We start from the raw sequence: 22,298 nt of genomic DNA, 5'->3' as shown, positions 1-22,298 counted from the left end.
TTCCAGGAGGTGTTCATGGAAAATCAACACGGTGACCTCATGAGCATGTCCGATATTGCGAGCCTGGCTCAGGTCAGGCGTCCCGTCGTGAATATGTGGATCAAGCGGCATGCCGCCGGCTCCACACCATTTCCAGAACCTGCCGTGATTCGCGGCGAACAGCGCTATTTCTTCTCGCATGACGTGGTGTCGTGGCTGGAAGAGACTGGCAAAGGGAACAACCCACATGTCCGGACCGACGCTGGAATAAATATCCAGATTGATCCGCAGGACATCGAGCCATTGACCGCGCTGTTGGCCTTGAGGACCCTGGTCGGAGAGCCTTTGGGCACCTACGCAGTCGATGACCTCGTGGACCTGGCCGACGAAGAAGATCCGGATGATGAGTTCCTTTTCAAGGAAATCCATGAATCACGGAACCTGCAGCATCTGGCAAAGAAGGCGGACATGTGCGCTGACGCCGCATATACGGCGGCTCACGCTTTGGAAGCCATCTATTCGGCGCGGAATACCGATGACCTGAAGGAGCGATCCCAAACGGCTCTCAGTGAAGACGCGCTCTCATTCCTCGCCGACGTGGCCTTGGCCCTGCGCGGTCAAGGCGCGATAGTTGAGGCCACCCGCGGCGGAAGCGACCTGCTGCTCAGCACACTGGCACGGCTCCCGGAAACAGAATCGCTCACCGTTGGCTTGCAGCAATCGGACACGGCCGCGCGGTCGGCACTGGCGCGAATGGCCATGCGTCGAGTGGTAGCCGTTGCCGCCGGTAAGGACAATGTCATCTTGGACTCAGTCCATACGGACGGACAGGCAACATATCTGGCCCAACTGCCATCCCCCGAGGCCCCGGATGCCCCGGCAAGTGCCTTGCTTTCCCAAATCGATGAGCTTGCCCTCAGCCTCGACCGCCAGGACAGAGCACTGATCGTTGGACCAGCATCGATTCTCAGCGACCGGCTGGAAGACAAGGAGCTGGACTCGATCCGCTCAACGATCCTGCGCAGTCGGCGTGTTCACGTGATCGTTTCCCTCCCATCTGGCGTAAGGGCCGCGAGGCCACGGCAGCGCATGGCCTTGTGGATTCTTGGGCCGGAACTGCCAAGCACCGGAGAGAGTCCGGCACGCATGCTCGTCTCGGATCTGAGCCTACGGACGTTGACGCAGTTGCTCAATGCGGATTTTGGCGCGCAGGTGGCGTTTGGTCTACGGAATATGACCAGCAAGAGACCAGTGGCCGTAATCCACTCACGCTGGATGCCACTTCCCACGTTGGTCGCTGCATCCGGAGGACTGATTCCCGCACCACGCATGGAGCGGGAGATCTACACCGACTACGCAACGTCCGCCCGAGCCGTCACCGAGTTGGAGGCTCTTGCCGATGTAGTGCAGGAAACCAACGAAGCCCGCCCCGGTTTTCCTTTCGAATTTTCTGCATTGGAAACTCGACTGGACTTCAAGCGCGGACATGAACCAACCATCGGTGAGCTGCTTGAGTCCGGTGCTTTGAAGCATCTGCCGGGCACCAGATTTGCTCCAGGTGATGTCGACGACTCAGTACGTTCTGGCATCGGCATCTGGGAGGCAAGCTTGCTACCCAGTGCCAAAACGGATGCAACTATTTCCCACTTCGCATTGGCCAACGGCTATGGGAACAGCCAACTGACCGAACCCGGCGACATTGTCTTCAGCACAACCGGCGAAGTCCGGGCGGTCGTAGATCGCGAAGGCTCACGAGTGGTGCGATTCCCGGCAAAGGCATTGCGAATTACCGCGGACAATTCCAGTGGGCTGATCCCTGACCTCATAGTCGAAGCGCTTAACCGCCAGCAGCTGAAGCAATGGCCGAGAACGCATATCCGGATCTGTCCCGAAGACAAAAAAGACCTGCTGGTTCGAGCTTTGGAGTTTCTGAAAAATGAGCAAAAGATCGCGCAAAAAAGAATAGAAACGATTAACGCGCTTGAAAACTCATTAACCAATATGGTTATTGACCAAAAAATTGACATGATTGATCGCAGGACCCAGCGAAAGGAAGGCAGCAATGCCACCCCGTAAAAAGTCAGCGGCCCAAGCCGCGCTTCCTTCAACTATGAAGGAACTCAAAGACACCTTGTGGAAAGCTGCGGATAAGCTTCGCGGATCCATGGATGCCTCGCAGTACAAGGACGTCATCCTTGGTCTGGTCTTCCTGAAATACGTCTCGGATGCCTTCGAAGAGCGGCGTCAACAGATCCGCGCCGAATTGACGGACAGCGGCCTGGCCGAGGCCCAGATCGCCCTGCTGATCGATGATCCGGACGAGTACACCGGACATGGCGCATTCTTTGTTCCAGATGCCGCTCGCTGGTCCCACCTGGCTGTGAATGCCAAGGGCCTGTCCGCGGTTGACGGAAATGCTCCGAAGAACATCGGTGAGCTTGTGGACACCGCCATGGATGAATTGATGACAGCCAACCCAACGCTGGCCGGCACCCTACCGCGCATTTTCAACCGCGACAGCGTAGACCAACGCCGCTTGGGTGAACTGATCGACATGTTTAACAGTGCGCGGTTCACTGGTGAAGGGTCAACGCGTGCCCGCGACCTGCTCGGCGAAGTCTACGAATACTTCCTGGAGAAGTTCGCCCGTGCCGAAGGCAAACGAGGCGGCGAGTTCTACACGCCAGCAGGCGTGGTGCGAGTCCTGGTTGAAGTGCTTGAACCCCAGAGCGGCCGCGTCTACGACCCAGCGTGCGGCTCGGGCGGCATGTTCGTCCAGACTGAGAAATTCCTTGAATCCCACAATGAGGATCGCACGGCGATCTCCGTCTACGGCCAGGAGCTCAATGAGCGCACCTGGCGCATGGCCAAGATGAACCTGGCCATTCACGGCCTAAATGCGAATTTGGGCCCCCGTTGGGGAGACACCTTCGGCCGCGATCTCCACCCGGAGATGAAAGCCGACTACATCATGGCCAATCCACCATTCAATATCAAGGACTGGGCGAGGAACGAGGAAGACCCCCGCTGGGCCTACGGTGTTCCGCCCACCGGCAACGCCAACTATGCGTGGATCCAGCACATCCTGTCCAAACTTGCACCCGGCGGATCCGCCGGCGTGGTTATGGCCAATGGCTCCATGTCCTCGAACTCCGGTGGCGAGGGAGACATCCGCGCCAAGCTGGTGGAGAACGATGTGGTCTCCTGCATGGTGGCCCTGCCAACCCAGCTCTTCCGCTCCACCGGCATCCCCGTTTGCATCTGGTTCTTCGCGAAAGACAAAACTGCCAGCGTAGGTGGCTCCACGGACCGCTCGGGGCAAACGCTGTTCATCGACGCCCGCAGTATGGGGCACATGGTTGACCGCGCCGAACGAGCACTCAGCGATGAAGATATTTCAACGATTGCCAATACCTTCCATACGTGGCGTGGCAAGGAATCTGCCGAAGGGGCCTACGAAGACGTTCCGGGATTCTGCTACTCGGCCACAGTTCAGGAAATTAAGGATGCGGGATACGCCCTTACCCCGGGACGCTACGTCGGGGCCGCTGAAGTCGAAGACGACGGTGAACCAATCGAAGAGAAGATAGAACGGTTGAAGAAGGGACTCTTCGATCAGTTGGATGAGTCGTCGCGACTGGATCAAATTGTTCGCCAGCAGTTGGGAAGAGTTCAGAATGCACAAGACTAGTAGAATTCTCCTCAAAGACCTCCTGATAACAACAAAGGATGGCGATTGGGGGAAAGCAGAGGAGCAGGATGGCTATGAAAAGTACCAAGTAATTCGTGCTACTGATTTCCATGATGTCTCCGTTGGAGATACGCGAAAAGTCCCTGTCCGCTTCTTGAATCAGAAAAACGTACAGCGTAGAACCTTGGAGCCAGGTGACATTCTAATAGAAACAGCAGGGGGCTCACCTGGTCGGCCAACCGGGCGCACCATGATCTTTTCGGAACGAGTTCAAGCAGGGTTCAGCAGTCCAGTCACATGCGCCAGCTTCGCCCGATTTATGCGTGCGAATAGTGAAATCGTTGACCCTAGATACCTCTACTGGTATCTACAGTCGATGTATCTCTCCGGTGAAATTGAGCAGTACCAAGTTCAGCATACTGGCGTTGCTCGATTCCAATACACCGATTTTGCCGCTTCGCATTTAGTGCCTCTACCTTTAATCGGCACTCAACAAGCCATCGCTGAAGTTCTCGGCGCGCTCGACGACAAGATCGCGGCAAATACAAAACTCGCTGATACTGCAGACGACTTAGCCAAAACTATGGTTCGAATGACAGTCACGTCATTGACTCAACGACTCGATGAAGCCGCGAACATTGTCATGGGTACCTCTCCTAAAGGATCAGACCTGAATGAAAATAGCGAGGGCATAGCGTTTTTCCAAGGGGTCCGCGATTTCGGCATGCGTTTCCCATCGCGTCGCGTTAGCACAACTAACGCATTACGACTTGCGCAAAAGGGCGACATACTGTTGAGCGTACGTGCCCCTGTTGGGGAAGTGAATTTCTCTCAAGATGAGGTTTGCATAGGTCGCGGACTTTCAGCGGTTAGACACAAATTTGGCCGTCAGGCTACCTTGTTCCACCTGCTTCGACATGAAAGTTCGGTTTGGGCACCGTACGAAGCAGAAGGGACCGTTTTTGGTTCCATAAACAAGTCTCAGTTGCATGGGATTCTAGTCCCTACGGTGCGTGAAGATATTGCATCAGAAATTGAATCAAAGGTCGGCGCAATTGAAAATACCATCGCTGGATTCTTGGCCGAAAACGAGCTCCTGCAGCTAACACGGGATACGCTCCTCCCGCAGCTCATGTCCGGAAAACTTAGTGTCAGAGATGCTGAACATATCGCTCAGCAGGCAGGCGCTTAGCCATGCACTATTTCTCGGAGCGAGCGCTCATGGATCACGTGCACGATGGGCATATACTGTCTCGCACTCGCGGATGGAAAGTTGGTTTATCGCGATTTTTCAGCGCCGAACGAAACATCGAACATAGCGAAGTACTCTCGTCGGCTGAACGCGTCGATATGGCTCTCAAAGTGGCACGACGAAAGAATCGCCAAATTCGAAAAGACCCTTGGGAAGTATTCGAAGGCTCATTACTAGATACTTACGTTACCAATCTATGCATCGGCGTTATGCCATTTGGATTATTCGGGAACAGTACTTATGGCGAGGCAAGCGTCATGTGGGGACATTCGAATACACCTCCACAACAACCGTTCCGAGAGCAAGAAACGGATCTAATTCTTGTGGGTTCGCCTGACAATGTCGCCCATGGTGGCTGGGTTCGGGGTTGGACCAAGGAGCAGCTACGCACAACACGCGGATACCCTTCTGATCCATCAATCCTTGCCGAAATAGTGCGGACGGAACTTGAGCTCAACTCACCAGAAGTTGCTGCCGATGTCTCCGCAATGATGGCTGTATGGATCGAAAGCGGTGATCGTGCAGTTTTTGCCATGCAGGAGACTGAACGTTCACGCCGCACTTGGGATCGGCAAATCCGTCTCCCTTCCGCTCGGCTAACTGCGGCCGTATTGGATACTGCAGACGTTAATGAACGGCGCATCATTTTGGCCCGCCCAATCCTCATTGAAGAAGCAGGATAGCAAAACGAGACAGTAACCCGCCCCAACTTGTTGAACGGAGTTCTATCATGCATGAATCTCAGCCCAGGGATTCCAGCAGACTGAGTAAAATCGGGTTCTCGAATGCCCCAGCACGATCCTCCGTTCCGCAATGGTACATCGACCTCCTGACGGCTGTCTCCACGCGTATCGAGACTGGTCAAGCTCGTACTATTTCCGCCGTAAATCAGGGATTAATCCACACCTACTGGGGAATTGGCGCCGAGCTCCTCGCCCGAGAAACCGAGGAAGGCTGGGGCGCACGTGTAGTGACGCGCTTATCTTCTGACTTGAAGGAACGGTTTCCTGACGCGCGAGGGTACTCTCCGCGAAATCTCCGGTACATGAAATCGCTAGCCGAGGCATGGCCGGGCTCAGTAATGTTGCAAGCGCCGCTTGCAACATTACCTTGGTACCACCACATCGCTTTGCTAGAGAAGCTTGATAATTCCGAGGCTCGGCTCTGGTATGCATCGCGAGCTATCGAAGAGGGCTGGTCCCGTAACTCCCTCGTCCACGAGATCGCGACTCACCTGCATGAACGTTCCGGTAAAGCAGTAACCAATTTCCACGACAGGCTTCCCGAATCGGCTGCCACTCTGGCCCAAGAGTCCATCAAAGACCCATATATCTTTGATTTTCTGTCGCTGGGCAACCAACGCAACGAGCGGGACCTCGAGAACCAGCTCATCAAGCATGTCGAGCATTTCCTGCTCGAACTTGGCCGTGGATTCGCCTTTGTCGGCCGGCAAATGAGACTGAATATCGCCGGAGACGAGTTCTTCCCGGACCTGCTTTTCTACAACTTCAAGCTCCGCCGCTTCGTCGTCATCGAATTGAAAGTCACCAAATTCGAACCGGGCCACCTCGGGCAATTGGGCATGTACATGAGCGCGGTAGACGACCTTCTCGCCCAGCCAGACGATGAACCCACCATCGGACTGCTCTTGTGCAAGACGAAAAACGAAGTCGTGGCCGAATACGCGTTGCGTGGGTTCAAATCCCCCATCGGCGTCGCCGAGTGGGCCACCGAAATCAAGGACTCCCTGCCGGCGGAGCTCGCCACAGGACTTCCAACCATCGAAGAGCTCGAATCAGAACTCGAAGATGCCCATCAGCTAGATCAGCAGTCCTAGGAAAGGATCCCTCATGAATTCGATGAACAACGAGGATGTCTGGGAAGGTATCACTCTCGAACGGCTCGGCGAAGAAGGCTGGGAACCCAAACACGGCAAGTACATTGCCCCTGGCACCGGCGAGCGCGACTCCTGGGATGAACTGCTGATCAAGCCGCGCCTGCTCGCCGCCTTGCGTCGGTTGAATCCTGGAGTGCCGGACCAATATCTGCAGCAAGCCTTGGCTGAAATCATCGCTCCCAAATCCCAAGATGCCATTGCGGAGAACTACCGGGTCCACCGGATGTTCACCGAAGGCTATCGGCTGTCCTACTACGATACGGACGGGACCGAACAAAACCCGACCCTGCGCCTGATGGGCATGGAGGAAACGGACAACCATTGGTTGGCCGTCAACCAGGTCCGCCTCGTGCAGGGCGAATACGAGCGCCGCTTCGACGTAGTGCTCTACTGCAACGGCATGCCCGTGAGCATCGTCGAGCTGAAGAAGGCCGGTGCGGTCTCCGCCACCGTGGCCACTGCCCACGCCCAGCTGCAAACCTATCTGCGCGAGTTCCCGTTGGCTTTCCGCTTCTGCGTGTTCACGCTCGCCTCCGACGGACTGGATGCACGGTACGGCACCCCATTTACCCCGCTGAACCATTTTTCTCCATGGAAGGTCGATGATGACGGGGTGCCGGTGGAAACCGGCCATGACCTTAGCGGTGAAGCGCCGCTGCCACTGGAAACTGCCCTGTCCGGGCTTTACAATCCGTCCCGCTTCCTCCAGCTGCTCTTCTGGTACACCGCCTTCGACGGCGGCGAGGAGCTGCAAAAGCGCATCGCCAAGCCGCACCAGTACTTTGCCGTGGCCAAGGCCGTAGGCTCGACCATCACAGCGGTGAAGTCCACCGGCAAGGCCGGGGTGGTCTGGCATACCCAGGGCTCGGGCAAGTCCATGGAAATGGAGCTCTACGCCAACCGGGTGATGCGGCACGCTCAGCTGAAGAATCCGACCATCGTGGTGATCACCGACCGGAACGAATTGGACGGCCAGCTCTTCGCCGGGTTCGAGCGCTCGCTGCTGCTCCCGGACACTCCCATGCAGATCCAACGGCGCAGCGACCTGCGCGCAGAACTGTCCAATCGGGTGACCGGGGGCATCTATTTCACCACCTTGCAGAAATTCGGCAAGACCAAGCGCGAACGCGAAACCGGCCAAAGCCATCCATTGCTGTCGGACCGCAAGAACATCATCGTCATGGTGGATGAGGCCCACCGCAGCCACTACGACGATCTGGATGGTTATGCCCGCCACCTGCGCGATGCGCTGCCCGGTGCCACGCTCATTGCCTTCACCGGCACCCCGATTTCCTTTGAAGACCGCAACACCCGCGACGTGTTCGGCGACTACATCGACATCTACGACCTGTCCCGGGCCGTGGACGACGGGGCTACCGTTCCGGTGTACTTCGAGCCGCGGCTGATCAAGGTGCAGCGCTCGGAGGAATTGAGCGAAGAGGACATCGACAACGCGGCGGATGAGGCCACCGTCGGGCTGGACGACACCGAACGAGTCAAGATCGAGCAATCGGTGGCCGTGGTCAATGCGGTCTACGGCGCCCCTGAGCGCATCGAGATGCTCGCCAAGGAAATCGTGGATCACTGGGAGGAGCGTCGGGCAACCATGTCCGGGTTCATCGCCGAGCCGGAGGGAAAACCCACCTATGGCAAGGCCATGATCGTTGGCGGAACCCGGGAAATCTGCGCAAACCTCTACGCCGCGGTCATCAGGCTGCGCCCGGACTGGCATAGCGATGAGTTGACCGCCGGCAAAATCAAGGTGGTTTATTCCGGGGATGCCACGGATGTGCCGCCGGTGTCCACGCATGTCCGCCGCGACTCGCTGAACAATATCGTCAAGGCCCGGGTGAAGAACCCCGAGGACGAACTGGAATTGGTCATCGTCAAGGACATGATGCTCACCGGCTTTGATGCCCCGGCCTTGCATACCCTGTACCTGGACCGCCCGCTCAAGGGCGCCCTGCTTATGCAGACCCTGGCCCGCGTGAACCGCACCTTCCGCGGCAAACAAGACGGGTTGCTGGTGGCCTTCGCCCCGTTGGCCGATAATCTGGCGGCGGCTTTGCAGGAATACTCCTCCACTGACCAGAAACGCAAACCCGTGGGCCGCAACGTCGAGGAACTGGCGGTCCTCACCAAGCAGCTGATCGCCCAGATCGAAAAGATGCTCGCCGGTATCGACTGGCGGTTGCTGCGCAGCGGGCCTTCGGCCCGTTCCTGGCTCGGCGCGGTGCACAGCACGGTGAACTACCTGCGCGATCCGCTGACTCCAGGCAATCAGCCAGCCGAAGGCGAAGCCAGCCTCGGGGCAACCTATCGCATCGCATCCTCGGCCTTGGCGCGCGCCTGGTCGCTGTGCTCCGCCTCCGGCGCGGTGGATGAGCTGCGCGCAGATGTGCAGTTCTTCGAGGAAGTACGTGTCTGGATGGCGAAATTCGATGCGCAGGAGCGCCGCGCCAACGGACGCCCGATTCCAAGCGAGATCCAGACGCTGCTGGGGAACCTCATTGCCCGGTCCACCGATGTCACCGGTGAGGTCTTAGACATCTACGAAGCCGCCGGGATGCCCAAGCCCAGCTTAGGCCAGCTCACCCCGGAATTTGTTGCGAAGGCGAAGAAGGCCAAGAACCAGCATCTGGCCATCGAGGCACTGCGTAAATTGGTAGCCGAGGAATCCATCAACGTCACCGCGCACAACATGATTCGCCAGCGCGCCTTTTCGCAGCGCATCACCGAACTGATGCGCAAATACACGAATCAGCAACTCACCAGCGCGGAAATCATCGCAGAGCTGCTGGAGATGGCCGACGAAATCACCGATGAGGCCAGCCGTGGCGAACGCTTCGAGCCGCCGTTGGACTACAAGGAACTGGCGTTCTACGATGCCATCAGCCAGAATGAGTCCGCGGTCGATCTGCAAGGTCCGGGAATCCTTGCCGAGATCGCCCGCCAGCTCGTCGCCATGATGAAAAGGGATGCGAAAACCGATTGGACCGTACGCGAAGATGTACGCGCCAAATTGCGTTCCCAAGTCAAACGGCTGCTGGTGATCAACGGCTACCCGCCAGACCAGCAGCCCGAGGCCATCAAGCTCGTGATCGAGCAGATGGAAACCATGGCCCTGCGCGAGAACGTCCGCGCCAGGGTGCACTGATACCTCTTGCTGGCCTTCCTGCGTTGCTTCCCTGCATTCCCGGCTGCTTGCCGGCTCCGCGAAACCGCAAACGGGCTCTTACTGCCTTTGCTGTTCCTGCAGCCAATCGGCAAAGGTCTGGGAGCCCAGCCGCGCGCCGGTTCCGGGCAGCAATGTGCCATTGCGCATGGCACGGCCCATTGGCCCGGGAATGGGTATTTCCATCACGCGCTTGGCCCTTCCGGTGGCGTGTTTGAGATAGGCGCGAACCAGATCCACCATCCGCTCTTCGCGCGGACCGGCGAGATCTGCCACCACGCCTTGCGGCTGGGCCACCGCAAGCTTCACCAATTCGGCGGCGACCTCGGCCGCCGCGATCGGCTGCGAACGCATAGCCGGAGCAAATTGCGCCGGGCCAAGGCCCAAACGGCCTTGCATTTGACCGGCGAACTCGTGGAATTGGGAGGTGCGCAGCAGGGTATATCCGCCGGGCTGCGCCATCAGCAAACGCTCCTGAGCTGCCTTGCCCGCATAATATTGGGCGTCCACCGCCAAAGCGCCAATGATCGACAGGGCCACATGATTGGCGCTGCCCACCGCCCGACCGGCGGCCAGCAGGTTTTCGGTGACCTTTGTGAAGAATTCCACCGCCGTGCTGGTGCGCATGCTTGTGGTGCTCGTAACGTCGATAACCGCGCCCACCCCTGCCAGGGCTTGGGCCAGGCCGCGGCCGGTCAGCAGGTCCATGCCCGTTTTTCGGGTCAGGATCAGCGGCTGGTGACCGGCCATTTCAACCGCGGCCACCACGTGACGGCCGATAGTTCCGGTTCCACCTGCAATAGCAATCTTCATGGGCTTTCCCTATCTCGGATGCCTGCCACGTCAGCAGGCTCACCATGAGCACTAGCTCGTCTCTTTCCATTCCGACTCTACGACAAGCTCAGCCGTTTTGAACCGCCAAAAGCAAAAGAAGGTGCGCAGGGAATTTCCTGGCGGAATTCCCTGCGCACCTTCGAAAACATTCGGCGACCGAGGCTACTCGACGAATTCCTCCATGTCCACGTCCTTGGTCTCGCGGGTCAGGAAGAGCGCAAAGAGCGTCAGCACCGCGGCGATGGCCAGGTAGATTCCGACGCCCATCGTGTTGCCCTTGCCGGCGCTCCACAATGCGATGGCCACGAACGAAGCCGGAGCCGCACCGATCACCGAAGACATGTTGTAGGCAACTGCCGAACCGGTGTAGCGCACGTTTGAAGGGAACAGCTCAGGCAGGAAAGAAGCCATCGGACCGAAGGTCAGGCCCATGAGCGTGAAACCGATGACCAGACCGGCCATCGCCGCGCCCTGCCCCGGACCGAAGAACAGGGTCCAGGCCAAGCCGAAGACCAAGATTCCGCTGGTAACCCAGATCAGGAACTTGCGGCGGCCGAACTTCTCGGCCAGTGGCCCGGAGACCACGGTGAAGATACCGAAGAATACGACGCCGATGATGAGCATGGTCAAGAAGGTTGGGCGTTCGATACCCAGACCCGGGACGAACCCTTCGGCGCTAAAGGTCTTTCCTGCGGCATCGGCGGCGGCCTGTCCCTGTTCAATCGTTGCCGCGGTGGTGCCGTAGGTCAGCGTGAACGAGGTCATCAGGTAGAAGAGCACATAGGTGGCAAGCATGATGAAGGTACCGGCCAAGGTTGGTCGCCAGTGGTTCTTCATGGTCACCGAGAATGGGGACTTCACCACTTTCTTCTCGTTGAGCACCTTCTGGAAGGACAACGATTCCACGAGCTTCAGGCGCACCCACAGGCCAATGATGACCATCACCGCGGAGAAGTAGAACGGAACGCGCCAACCCCAGGCCAAGAACTGCTCGGCGGTCAGCGTGGTCTGCAGGACCACGAACATCAGGTTAGCCAGGATGAAGCCAACCGGTGCGCCGAGCTGCGGGAAGGTTCCGTAGATGGCGCGCTTGTTCTTCGGAGCGTTTTCGGTGGCAAGCAATGCGGCACCGGACCACTCGCCGCCCAAGGCCAGGCCCTGTGCGAAGCGCAGGATCACCAGCGCAGTGGGCGCAAGCACCGTCCAGTGGCCTTGCGCGGCGGGTAGGAAGCCCATCAGGAAGGTCGCAATACCCATCAGCAGCAACGAGGCAACCAGAGTTCCCTTGCGTCCTAGCTTGTCGCCGTAGTGGCCGAAGACGATCGAACCGAGCGGGCGCGCGATGAATGCGACACCAAAAATGGCGAAAGAGGACAGGATGGCGTTGATCGCCGTGGCGTTGGGGAAGAACAGCGTTGGGAAAACCAATACCGACGCGGTGGCGTAGGCATAGAAGTCGAAGAACTCGACCGTGGTGCCAATCATGCTGGCGAACAGCACACGCCCACGGGTGTTTTCCTTTGGCGCTACTGTCTGGTTAGCCTGCGACATGGCGGCGGCTCCTTCTGAAGTGCGAGTAAAGGCTCGTTTATGACTTCATAATGGTAAGCCGAAACGACCAGTATGTGGATATTTGTGTCCAATATTTGGACACATTTATTATTCAACACCCATCTGTACCATTATTGGCCCCTGACTTGCGCGAAATGCGCTCCCGAATAGTGAGACGCGGCAGGTGGACGCAGCTCATGCCACTTACCAAAAGGCAATCCGGTTGTGAAGTGCCGCACGAGAATATATTTCTGCGCAACTTCGCGGCAGTGGCCGTGCGCACCGACTGGCGCTGGCTTCGACTCGCCGTGGCAGCGCGAAAAAGCCGGGCATTCCCGAATATTGCTCAGGAACGCCCGGCTTATGCAGCGATAGAACTAGATGTGACGGTGCAAACGGCGGGCGGCTTCGGCCAACGAACCGGAGAGCGATGGGTAGACCGAGAAGGTTTCGGCTACATCATCCACGTGCAGGTTGTTCTGCACCGCAAGCGCCAAGGAGAAGATCAATTCACTGGCCCGCGGTGCGACGACGACGCCACCGATAACGGTGCCCGAGCCCTTGCGCGCAACGATCTTCACGAAGCCCTGTTCGACGTTCATCATTTTTGCCCGAGCGTTCGTGTTCAGATCAATCTTGATGATGTTCGCTTGGTACTTGCCCTCGGCGACCGCACGCTGCGAGACACCGACGGTGGCGATTTCCGGGGAGGTGAAAACGTTCGAGGAGACCAAATCCAGATCGATCGGCTTCACCGAGTCGCCAAGCAGGTGAGCAACCGCGATGCGGCCCTGCATCGCGGCCACCGAAGCCAGCGCGAAGACACCGGTGCAGTCGCCAGCCGCGTAGACGTTGGTGACGGTGGTGCGCGAAACGCCATCCACCTTGATGTGGCCCGAATCGCTGAGCTGAACGCCGGCTTCCTCCAGACCGAGGCCTTCGGTATTCGGGATGCCGCCGACCGCAACCAGGCAATGGCTGCCTTCGAGCACTCGGCCATCGGCCAAGGTGACGAACACCTTGTCCCCCTTGCGCTCCACCCCTTCGGCGCGAGCCTGGGAAACGACATTGACGCCGTTTTCCTTGAAGGCGTCCTCAAGCACGGCCGCGGCGTCCGCGTCCTCGCCCGGAAGCACACGGTCACGCGAGGAGACCAAGCTCACCTTGGCGCCAAGCAAATTATAGGCGGAAGCGAACTCGGCACCGGTGACACCGGAGCCGACAACGATCAGGTGCTCTGGCACCTCATTCATGTTATAAATCTGGGTCCAGTTGAAGATGCGCTCGCCATCTGGCTTGGCGGTAGGAAGTTCGCGCGGATGGGCGCCGACGGCAAGCAATATGGCGTCTGCTTCGATCGACTGCTCGGAACCGTCCGGGTGGCTTACCGCCACCGTCTTGCGGTCCACCAGGCGGCCTTCGCCGATCACGATACGCACCCCGGCGCGCTCCAGACCGGTGCGGATATCCCCGGACTGCTCCTTGGCCAGAGCCAGCAAACGGTGGTTGACCACCGAGAAGTCGGTCTGCGCATCGTTGATGCCCTCGATGTTGACACCAAAGGTTTCCGCATGCTGCACCCGGCGTACCGCGTCAGCGGTAGCGATGAGGGTTTTGGACGGCACGACGTCCGTGAGGACCGCCGAACCACCCATCCCGGCGCGCTCTACAACGGTGACATTGGCACCTAGCTGGGCGGCTCCCATGGCAGCTTCATAGCCACCTGGTCCGCCACCAAGGATTACTAAACGGGTTGCTTTATTCCTACGATCTGCGCTCACCTTTCCCATTGTTCACCATGCACCGGATTTGCGCACATCACGATCGAGTGAATTTCGCCCTGTTGCCACGGTTGCCACCTGACAAAGGGGCTACCTACCGGTAGCGTATTTCACGTGAATGATATGCAAAACGACCCACAGGCGTTGGCGGCACAGGCCGCCCAGGTAATTGCCGAGCAGACGAACGTCGAAAAGCACGACATCGCTCTGGTCCTAGGCTCCGGTTGGGGCCAGGCCGCCGAGCTGATCGGCGAGACCACCCACACCCTGGATGCCGCCAACATCCCCGGGTTCCATGCCCCGGCCGTACCCGGCCACCGCGGCAGCATTTCCTCGATCCTGACCGAAACCGGCAAGCGCGTGCTGGTCCTTGGCGCGCGCACCCACTATTACGAGGGGCGCGGCGTCCGTTCGGTAGTGCACCCCATCCGCACCGCAGCCGCCGCCGGCTGCACCCAGGTGGTGCTGACCAATGGCTGCGGCGGGCTGAATCCAGCATGGACTCCGGGCACCCCGGTGCTGATCTCGGATCACCTCAACCTCACCGCCACGTCCCCATTGGAAGGGGCCACCTTCGTGGATCTGACGGACCTCTACTCCTCGCGCCTGCGCGAGGTGGCCCGTGAGGTCGACCCGACCCTGGACGAAGGCGTATACGCTCAGTTCACCGGCCCGCACTACGAGACCCCGGCCGAGGTGCGGTACGCCAAAACCATCGGCGCCGATCTGGTGGGCATGTCCACCGCGCTGGAAGCCATCGCCGCCCGCCATGCGGGAATGGAAATCTTCGGCATCTCGCTGGTGACCAACCTGGCCGCCGGCATCAGCCCGATTCCATTGAGTCACGAAGAGGTCATCGAAGCCGGCCAGGCTGCCGGCCCGCGCATCTCGAAACTTCTGGCGCAGATCATCGCCCGGCTCTAGGCGAGAATCAACTTCACTTTTCGAGGCTAGGAAAACGATGAACCACACCGAGAAAATCCAGCTCCTTGCGCGGGCGGCCCATTGGGCAGCGCAGGACCCTGATGCGGCTACCGCCGAAGAACTCCAGCAGCTGATCGCCCGGGTCGAATCCGGGGATGCGATCGCCATGGACGATCTTGCCGAGCGCTTTTCTGGCGTGCTCGAATTCGGAACCGCCGGGTTGCGTGCCGAACTTGGCGCCGGCCCGATGCGGATGAACCGCGTCGTGGTCATGCGCACCGCCGCCGGGATCGCCCGGTTCCTCAGCGAACGGGCCGCGGGCGCCTATGCGCCCAAGGTAGTGATCGGTTTCGACGCGCGCTACAACTCCGAGGTGTTCGCCGTGGATTCGGCGGCGGTTTTCACCGCCGCCGGCTTCGAGGTCTTGCTCATGCCTTCGGCACTGCCCACCCCGGTGCTGGCCTGGGCGGTGCGCACCTTCTCCGCCGAGGCCGGAGTCATGGTCACCGCGAGCCACAACCCGCCCCGAGATAACGGCTACAAGGTTTATGTCGGCGGCAGGGTGGCCGACGAGGTGGGCCGCGGCGCGCAGATCGTCTCCCCCATCGATGAGCAGATCGCGGAGCTCATCGACCCGAACCAGCCGGTGGCTCAGATTGAGCGTCTGCCCTCCGGGTGGACGGTGCTTCCGGGTGCCGGCCAGGACGGAGATGTCGAGGCGGCCTACCTGGATTCGATCGGCAAGGTGATTGACGCGGCGGATGAAGCCCGCGCGCTGCACCGCAAGCAGCTGAAGGTAGTGGTCAGCGCCATGCACGGCGTCGGCGGCCACACCATGCGCCAAGCCTTGCGCAACGCGGGGTTCACCGATGTGCATATGGTCCCCGAGCAGGAACACCCGGATCCGGACTTCCCGACGGTGAAGTTCCCCAATCCCGAAGAGCCGGGGGCCATCGATTTATCCCTGGCCCTGGCGCGCAAGGTCGGCGCAGATCTGGTTATCGCCAATGACCCCGACGCGGATCGTTGCGCCGGCGCCATCCATGACGGCACCGCGTGGCGCATGCTGCGTGGCGACGAAGTGGGCTGGCTGCTCGGAGATCAGCTTTCACGCAGCCTCCCGGCGGAACAGAAGCTGGCGAATTCCATCGTCTCCTCGCGCATGCTCGCGGCGATTGCCAAGGACAGCGGGCGCGAACACGAGGAAACCCTCACCGGTTTCAAGTGGATCTCGCGGGTGGAGAACCTCGGCTTCGGCTATGAAGAAGCACTGGGCTACTGCGTAGCCCCGGGGCTCGTGCGCGACAAAGACGGAATGTCCGCGGCGTTGGTACTCGCCGACCTGGCGGCGGAGCTCAAGGCCAGCGGCAACAGCATCCAGGGACGCCTGGACGAGCTGGCGGCCAAACACGGCGTGCACGTCACCGACCAGCTTTCTCTGCGCTTCACCGACCTGTCGCAGATCCCGGTATTGATGGACAAGATCCGCACCAACGCCCCGGCAGAACTGGCCGGAGCGGCGGTCACCGAGGTCACCGACCTGTCCCGCGGCACCGAAAAGCTGCCGGCCACCAATGCAATGGTGCTGCACACCTTTACCGGGGCACGCGTCATAGTCCGCCCCTCGGGCACCGAACCCAAACTCAAGTGCTACCTCGAAACCGTGGAACATTCAGATGACTTGGCCGGCGTGCCTGCCGCCCGGGCGGCAGGCACCGAGCAGTGCCTAGCCATAAAGCGCGAACTCGAAGCGTTCCTGAACGAATAATTTCTTCGTACAGGACCTGCTCAAAAACTATGTAAGAGAACGAACAGAGGATCATGATGAGTGAACTGAGCGCCCGCGAAATTGCCGGCTATATCGACCACACCCTGCTGGCACCGAACGCTTCGCGCGAACAGATCGTGACGATCTGCGAAGAAGCCAAGCAGTATGAGTTCAAGTCCGTCTGCGTGAACCCGCTGTGGGTTTCCACGGTCTCCCGCGAGTTGTCCGGCTCCAACGTCTTAACCTGTTCGGTGATTGGCTTCCCGCTGGGCACCTCCACCACCGATACCAAGGTCTTTGAAACCCGCACCGCGGTCGCCGACGGCGCCAACGAGATCGACATGGTGATCGACGTGTCCGCGGCGCTGCGTGGCGATGGCGACGCGCTGGTTAACGAGATCTTCGCCATTGCCCAGGCAGCCCACGAAGGTGGCGCGATCTTGAAGGTCATCATCGAAACCTGCCTGCTTACCGAAGAGGCCAAGGTTCTGGCTTGCGAGGCCGCCAAGGCCGCGGGAGCCGATTTCGTGAAGACTTCCACCGGTTTCTCCACCGGTGGAGCCACCGTGGAAGATGTCGCCTTGATGCGCAAAACCGTGGGCCCCGATCTAGGGGTCAAGGCTTCGGGCGGCGTGCGTAGCGTGGAAACCGCCCGGGCCATGATTGCCGCCGGCGCAACACGTCTCGGTTCCAGCTCCGGAGTTGCTATCCTAGAGGGAGAGCAAAGCGGGTCCAGCTACTAGGGCACCGCACCCATTCGTTTCCTCAAGGAGAAAAAGTGTACTCGAACGGCAAGAACACCGCCCACTCTGGTGAAGGTCGCCTCGTTGGCAACATCGTTAATACCGTGATCTTCCTGGTGCTGTTCTCGGCCGGCATCTACGCATTGTCCTACTGGACCTTGGAGACCGCTTGGTGGCCGACCATCGCATGCTTCGTGCTGTCGTTCGGCGCCTTCGCAATTCCGATGCACCTGATGGGCCGCTCGGACTCCATCGCCGTGGCTGCCGCAGCTAGCACCGCCAAGTAAGTAAAGCTTGAGCTAGGGGGAGGTCTTCGGGCCTCCCCCTTTTTCGCGCCCCGTCCGGCCAAGGCTGCTTGCTTGGGCTTTGATTGCCAGACTAGTCTCAAGCCATGACCGGCAGCTGGCAAGAACGTATCGAATTATTCTGGAACACCGCAGGGGCGAAAAATCCAGATTCCCTGCGCAATGAGCTGGCGCAACTACTTGCGCAAAAGCCAGCCGATGATGCTGAGGCGCTTTTTGAACGAGCCTCGCTGCACGATTATCTGGGCGAGGAGGCCCTGGCCGTCGGCCCCTACCGCGCGGCGATTGCCGGGAGGTTGAGCGAGCAGAAACTGAGCGAAGCGCGAATCCAGCTGGCCAGCACCCTGCGCAATTTGGGAGAGGTCCGGGAAGCCATCGAATTGCTCCGTATGGTCGGCCCGGATTCTTCCTTGCACCGTGATGCCCAAGCGTTTCTCGCCTTGGCCTTGCATGATGCCGGTGAAGGCTCCGCGGCCCTTCAGGTCGCCTTGCAGGCATTGGCTCCGAGCCTGGAACTCTATGCCCGGCCGGTGCACGCCTACGCGGCCGAATTGCGCACCAGCTGACCGATGGCCGGAATCCCAGAATCCAGTTCTGGAATCCCGGCCATCGATTTGCTCGAGGCCTACTTTTTCGCTTCGGCCGCCGCTGGTGCCGCCGGCGTCGGCTCGAAGATTCCATAGAGCATGCGCTCGGCCCATTCAAGGATCGCCTCGTCGGCAAGGTCCTTGCCGCCCACCGGCGACGTCCGCGGCTTCGGGATGAAGATTGCGTTCAAGGCGGGCTTGTTCGTGGCCCCTGGGTAGAGGCGTTCCAAACGGACCTGACGCGAGGCCGGAAGGTCTTCGATCTTCGCCGGTGACACCTTGATGTGGTTCCCGATCTGCTGGATGTCACGCAGCCCCACCGCGCGTGCCCTCACGCGCAGCGCCGCGACACGCATCAGGTTCTCTACCGGCTGCGGCAGCTTGCCATAACGGTCCTCAAGTTCCTCGCGGACCTCGGCGAGCGCTTCGGCGGTTTCGGCTCCGGCGATATTGCGGTAGGCCTCCAAACGCAGCCGTTCACCCGGCACGTATTCGTGGGGCAGGTGCGCATTGACCGGAAGATCAATTTTCATTTCGGTGGCTTCTTCTTCGCCTTCGCCCTTGAAGTCCGCTACCGCCTCGCCGACCAGGCGCAGGTAGAGGTCGAAGCCGACCCCGGCGATATGCCCGGACTGCTCCCCGCCGAGCAGGTTGCCCGCTCCGCGCAATTCAAGATCCTTCATCGCCAATTGGTAGCCCGAGCCGAGCTCGTTATGCGCTGCCACGGCCTTCAGCCGCTCCAGCGCCACCTCGCCGAGCGGCTTCTCCACATCCCAGAGGAAGTAGGCGTAGGCGCGCTCGCGGGCACGTCCCACACGCCCGCGAAGCTGGTGAAGCTGGGAGAGCCCGTAGTTGTTCGCCCGGTCCACGATCAGCGTGTTGGCGTTCGAGATGTCCAGGCCGGTTTCGATGATGGTGGTGGAGACCAGCACATCGAACTTCTTCTCCCAGAAGTCCTGGATGATTCGTTCCAGCCGCGATTCGCTCATCTTGCCGTGCGCCACCTCGACGCGCGCCTCAGGAACCAGTTCGCGCAGCTCCGCGGCGACCCGGTCGATGGAGGAGACCCGGTTGTGCACGAAGAACACCTGGCCGTCGCGCATCAGCTCGCGGCGGATCGCGGCGGAGATCTGCTTATCGCTGCGCGGTCCGACGAAGGTCAGCACCGGATGGCGCTCCTCCGGAGGCGTGGCCAGCGTCGAGGTCTCGCGGATTCCGGTCAGGCTCATTTCCAAGGTGCGCGGGATTGGCGTGGCGCTCATCGCCAGCACATCCACGTTGGTGCGCATCTTCTTCAGCTCTTCCTTGTGTTCCACACCGAAGCGCTGTTCCTCATCGATGACCACCAACCCGAGGTTCTTGAACTGGACCGTCTTGGACAGCAGCCGGTGGGTGCCGATCACGATATCGATCGAGCCGTCCTTGAGCCCGGCAAGGATTTCCTTGGACTCCTTGGCCGTCTGGAAACGGGAAAGCGACTTCACCCGCAGCGGGAATCCCGAATAGCGTTCGGTGAAGGTCTGGTGGTGCTGGGAGGCAAGCAGCGTGGTTGGCACCAAGATGGCCACTTGCTTGGAATCCTGGACCGCCTTGAACGCGGCCCGGACCGCGATCTCGGTCTTGCCGAAGCCCACGTCACCGGAGATCAGCCGGTCCATGGGGATCTCGCGCTCCATGTCCTGCTTGACCTCGTTGATGGCGGTGAGCTGATCCGGGGTCTCGATATAGGCGAAGGCCTCTTCGAGCTCGTTCTGCCACGGGGTGTCCGGGCCGAAGGAGTGGCCGCGGCTGGCCATTCGCGCGGAGTACAGCTTGATCAGGTCCCCGGCGATCTCCTTGACCGCCTTGCGGGCCTTTGATTTGGTGCTGGCCCAATCCGAGCCGCCCATCTTGGACAGGCTTGGCGCTTCGCCTCCCACGTAGCGGGTGACCAGGTCCAGCTGCTCCATCGGAACGAAGAGCCGGTCCCCCGGTGCCCCGCGCTTCGAAGCGGAGTATTCCACCACGAGGTATTCGCGTTTGGCATCCTTCGAGGACCCGGACACCTTGCGTGCCACCAATTCCACGAATTTGCCGATGCCGTGCTGCTCGTGCACGATGTAGTCGCCGGTTTGCAGGGACAGCGGATCCACCGCATTGCGCTTGCGCTTGGCACTGAGCTTGCGCGTCTTGCGGCTGCCATAGGCGCTCGAACGCCCCAGCAGGTCGGCTTCGGTCAGCAACCCGAATTTCAGCTCGTCAAAAACGAAGCCGCGCCCGGCGGTGGCCTGCGTGATTTCGATGAGTCCCGCCGTGGGCAGCTCGCTGAGCTCCGGGACACGGTGCGCCGGGATCTGGTATTCCTGGAAAAGTTCAGACAGCCGCGCCGCCGGGCCCGGGCCTTCGGTGGCCACCACCAAGCGCCACCCGTCCTTGACCCGGCCGGAGAGGAATTCCATCATCGCTTCGATGTCGCCTTGGTAGCCGCGTGGTTCGCGGGCCTCGACCCGGATGGTCGCCGCGCCTAGGCCAAGATCTTCATCCGCACCCAGCGAGGTCAGCGACCACCAAGAGACCTTGGCGTCTTTGGCATGCTCAACGGTTTCGGCCAGTGAGGCGAAGTCGCCGGAGGCGAGCTTGCGTCCGGACTCCGCGGTGCTCAGATCCAATGGCGCCGCCGCGCCGTCGGAGGCCGAGGCCCACGCCGCGGCGAGGAATTCAGCGTTGGTCGCATTCAGGTCGTGGGCGCGGGAGCGGACTCGCTCGGGTTCCATCACCAGCGCGATGGACGAGGCCGGAAGCAGCGAGAGCAACGGCACCATCTCGTCCACCAGCAGCGGCGCCAGGGATTCCATGCCTTCCACCGCTATGCCGCCGGCAATTTTGGTCAGCATTTCCGTCGCCGCGGGGAAGTTCGCCTTGAGGTTGGCGGCCCGGCTCATCACCTGCGGGGTAATGAGCATTTCGCGGCAGGGAGTGGCCACGATCTTGGCTGGAGCCTCGCCCTCCAAGGAACGCTGATCGGCGATGGAGAAGTAGCGCATCGAATCGATTTGCTCGCCAAAGAAGTCGATGCGCACCGGATGCTCGAGAGTTGGCGGGAAGACGTCGATGATGCCGCCGCGGACGGCAAATTCGCCGCGATGAGTGACCATGTCCACCCGGGCATAGGCCGCCGCGGCCAGATCCCTGATGACGCTTTCGAAGCCCGGCTCCGCGTCGAGCTCGAGCTCCACCGGGCGCAGCTGCCCCAATCCGGAGACCAGCGGCTGGAGCACCGCGCGAATCGGCGCGATGATGACCTTCAGCGTCGGGTCTCCGTCGTGCAGCCGACGCAGGACTTCCAGGCGACGGCCCACGGTATCGCTGCGCGGGGAGAGCCGCTCATGGGGCAGGGTCTCCCAGGAAGGGAACTCCGCAATCTGCTCTGCGGGCATGTATGCGGTCAGGGAGGCCGAAACATCCTCGGCCTCACGCCCGGTGGCGGTCACGATCAGCATGATCGACTGCTCTTGCCCGGAGAAGAGCCCCTCGGCGACGTGGGCGCCGAGAATCGCGCGCATCCCCGGCGGGGCGGCGATCTCCAGCTCTTCGCTGCGGGCGTTGAAGGCCAACGAGGCGCCTTGCTGGATTCGCCTAAATGACGGTTCCTCGCGCAGGAAATCATGAAGTCCGCTCAGGCTCATGTTGCTTAAAGTTCCTCTCCTGAAGGCAAAATATCCGGTAGCGCACCACAAACAACGACCGCAAAATGTTTCCGCGGTCGGCGCAATGCCAATATGTTGTTTTATGCGGCCTTCCTAGCCTACCTAACCTGAGGGAACCGATAGGG

Annotated in this window: 15 protein-coding genes; 11 read left to right on the top strand and 4 right to left on the bottom strand. The window is 60.3% G+C overall.

Translation table 11 applies throughout. The features are described from left to right. The first annotated feature begins 15 nt into the window (after positions 1–15). From CQ019_RS12855 to CQ019_RS12830, 6 genes are read left to right on the top strand one after another with little or no spacing between them, the layout of a single operon-like run. Complete coding sequence (locus CQ019_RS12855; protein WP_105569872.1) at positions 16–2,055, top strand: hypothetical protein; 2,040 nt, start codon at positions 16–18, stop codon at positions 2,053–2,055. Beyond that, a complete protein-coding gene (locus CQ019_RS12850) occupies positions 2,042–3,670 on the top strand; it encodes a class I SAM-dependent DNA methyltransferase (RefSeq protein ID WP_105569871.1) in 1,629 nt (542 codons plus the stop codon). The genes CQ019_RS12855 and CQ019_RS12850 overlap by 14 nt, the downstream gene beginning before the upstream one ends. Next, positions 3,657–4,862 (top strand): restriction endonuclease subunit S, encoded by a 1,206-nt coding sequence (locus CQ019_RS12845; RefSeq protein ID WP_181148480.1) that lies wholly within the window; start codon positions 3,657–3,659, stop codon positions 4,860–4,862. Before CQ019_RS12850 ends, CQ019_RS12845 begins: the two co-directional genes overlap by 14 nt. Before the next feature lie 29 nt (positions 4,863–4,891). Then, positions 4,892–5,605 carry a hypothetical protein gene (locus CQ019_RS18300; RefSeq protein WP_146113372.1) on the top strand — a complete coding sequence of 238 codons (714 nt, stop codon included), beginning with the start codon at positions 4,892–4,894 and terminating at the stop codon, positions 5,603–5,605. A gap of 47 nt (positions 5,606–5,652) precedes the next feature. Then, on the top strand, positions 5,653–6,759 hold the full coding sequence (locus CQ019_RS12835) for a YhcG family protein (protein ID WP_105569868.1): 1,107 nt from the start codon (positions 5,653–5,655) through the stop codon (positions 6,757–6,759). Between the two features lie 22 nt (positions 6,760–6,781). Continuing rightward, the gene (locus CQ019_RS12830) at positions 6,782–9,976 is read left to right on the top strand and encodes a type I restriction endonuclease subunit R (protein ID WP_219844261.1); all 3,195 of its coding nucleotides are present in this window, start codon (positions 6,782–6,784) and stop codon (positions 9,974–9,976) included. 78 nt (positions 9,977–10,054) lie between these two features. On the opposite strand, the gene CQ019_RS12825 is transcribed toward CQ019_RS12830, so the two are convergent. The 3 genes from CQ019_RS12825 to CQ019_RS12815 all read right to left on the bottom strand — a co-directional run bounded on the left by CQ019_RS12825 (position 10,055) and on the right by CQ019_RS12815 (position 14,169). Then, positions 10,055–10,807, bottom strand: coding sequence for an SDR family oxidoreductase (locus CQ019_RS12825; protein WP_105569866.1), 753 nt, complete (start codon positions 10,805–10,807; stop codon positions 10,055–10,057). Between the two features lie 183 nt (positions 10,808–10,990). After that, positions 10,991–12,379 (bottom strand): MFS transporter, encoded by a 1,389-nt coding sequence (locus CQ019_RS12820; protein WP_105569865.1) that lies wholly within the window; start codon positions 12,377–12,379, stop codon positions 10,991–10,993. A 377-nt stretch (positions 12,380–12,756) separates the two neighbouring features. After that, complete coding sequence (locus CQ019_RS12815) at positions 12,757–14,169, bottom strand: NAD(P)H-quinone dehydrogenase (RefSeq protein ID WP_105569864.1); 1,413 nt, start codon at positions 14,167–14,169, stop codon at positions 12,757–12,759. A 114-nt stretch (positions 14,170–14,283) separates the two neighbouring features. Between CQ019_RS12815 and CQ019_RS12810 the strand changes: the two genes are divergently transcribed. The 5 genes from CQ019_RS12810 to CQ019_RS12790 all read left to right on the top strand — a co-directional run bounded on the left by CQ019_RS12810 (position 14,284) and on the right by CQ019_RS12790 (position 18,466). Further along, a complete protein-coding gene (locus CQ019_RS12810) occupies positions 14,284–15,084 on the top strand; it encodes a purine-nucleoside phosphorylase (RefSeq protein WP_105569863.1) in 801 nt (266 codons plus the stop codon). A gap of 37 nt (positions 15,085–15,121) precedes the next feature. Further along, positions 15,122–16,852, top strand: coding sequence for a phospho-sugar mutase (locus tag CQ019_RS12805; protein ID WP_105569862.1), 1,731 nt, complete (start codon positions 15,122–15,124; stop codon positions 16,850–16,852). A 56-nt stretch (positions 16,853–16,908) separates the two neighbouring features. Beyond that, entirely contained in the window at positions 16,909–17,595 is a 687-nt protein-coding gene (gene deoC / locus CQ019_RS12800) for a deoxyribose-phosphate aldolase (protein WP_181148502.1), read from the top strand. 35 nt (positions 17,596–17,630) lie between these two features. Next, positions 17,631–17,882 carry a hypothetical protein gene (locus CQ019_RS12795; protein WP_105569860.1) on the top strand — a complete coding sequence of 84 codons (252 nt, stop codon included), beginning with the start codon at positions 17,631–17,633 and terminating at the stop codon, positions 17,880–17,882. A gap of 104 nt (positions 17,883–17,986) precedes the next feature. Further along, positions 17,987–18,466 (top strand): tetratricopeptide repeat protein, encoded by a 480-nt coding sequence (locus CQ019_RS12790; RefSeq protein ID WP_258133972.1) that lies wholly within the window; start codon positions 17,987–17,989, stop codon positions 18,464–18,466. A 59-nt stretch (positions 18,467–18,525) separates the two neighbouring features. Here CQ019_RS12790 and mfd read toward each other — a convergent pair whose 3' ends face one another. Further along, a complete protein-coding gene (gene mfd, locus CQ019_RS12785) occupies positions 18,526–22,152 on the bottom strand; it encodes a transcription-repair coupling factor (RefSeq protein ID WP_105569859.1) in 3,627 nt (1,208 codons plus the stop codon). Between the last annotated feature and the right edge of the window lie 146 nt (positions 22,153–22,298).

Source organism: Arthrobacter sp. MYb229 (assembly GCF_002975405.1).
Taxonomy (GTDB): domain Bacteria; phylum Actinomycetota; class Actinomycetes; order Actinomycetales; family Micrococcaceae; genus Glutamicibacter.
Note: the sequence above shows the minus strand (reverse complement) of the source record. Positions and strands in the feature narration are given on the sequence as shown.

Coding starts and splice junctions, on each gene's coding strand:
- CQ019_RS12825 (WP_105569866.1), bottom strand. CDS start 10,807: ATGAAGATTGCTATTGCAGGTGGAACCGGAACTATCGGCCGTCACGTG.
- CQ019_RS12845 (WP_181148480.1), top strand. CDS start 3,657: ATGCACAAGACTAGTAGAATTCTCCTCAAAGACCTCCTGATAACAACA.
- deoC (WP_181148502.1), top strand. CDS start 16,909: ATGAGTGAACTGAGCGCCCGCGAAATTGCCGGCTATATCGACCACACC.
- mfd (WP_105569859.1), bottom strand. CDS start 22,152: ATGAGCCTGAGCGGACTTCATGATTTCCTGCGCGAGGAACCGTCATTT.
- CQ019_RS12810 (WP_105569863.1), top strand. CDS start 14,284: ATGCAAAACGACCCACAGGCGTTGGCGGCACAGGCCGCCCAGGTAATT.
- CQ019_RS12790 (WP_258133972.1), top strand. CDS start 17,987: ATGACCGGCAGCTGGCAAGAACGTATCGAATTATTCTGGAACACCGCA.
- CQ019_RS12855 (WP_105569872.1), top strand. CDS start 16: ATGGAAAATCAACACGGTGACCTCATGAGCATGTCCGATATTGCGAGC.
- CQ019_RS12830 (WP_219844261.1), top strand. CDS start 6,782: ATGAACAACGAGGATGTCTGGGAAGGTATCACTCTCGAACGGCTCGGC.
- CQ019_RS12850 (WP_105569871.1), top strand. CDS start 2,042: ATGCCACCCCGTAAAAAGTCAGCGGCCCAAGCCGCGCTTCCTTCAACT.
- CQ019_RS12815 (WP_105569864.1), bottom strand. CDS start 14,169: ATGGGAAAGGTGAGCGCAGATCGTAGGAATAAAGCAACCCGTTTAGTA.
- CQ019_RS12835 (WP_105569868.1), top strand. CDS start 5,653: ATGCATGAATCTCAGCCCAGGGATTCCAGCAGACTGAGTAAAATCGGG.
- CQ019_RS12820 (WP_105569865.1), bottom strand. CDS start 12,379: ATGTCGCAGGCTAACCAGACAGTAGCGCCAAAGGAAAACACCCGTGGG.
- CQ019_RS12805 (WP_105569862.1), top strand. CDS start 15,122: ATGAACCACACCGAGAAAATCCAGCTCCTTGCGCGGGCGGCCCATTGG.
- CQ019_RS18300 (WP_146113372.1), top strand. CDS start 4,892: ATGGATCACGTGCACGATGGGCATATACTGTCTCGCACTCGCGGATGG.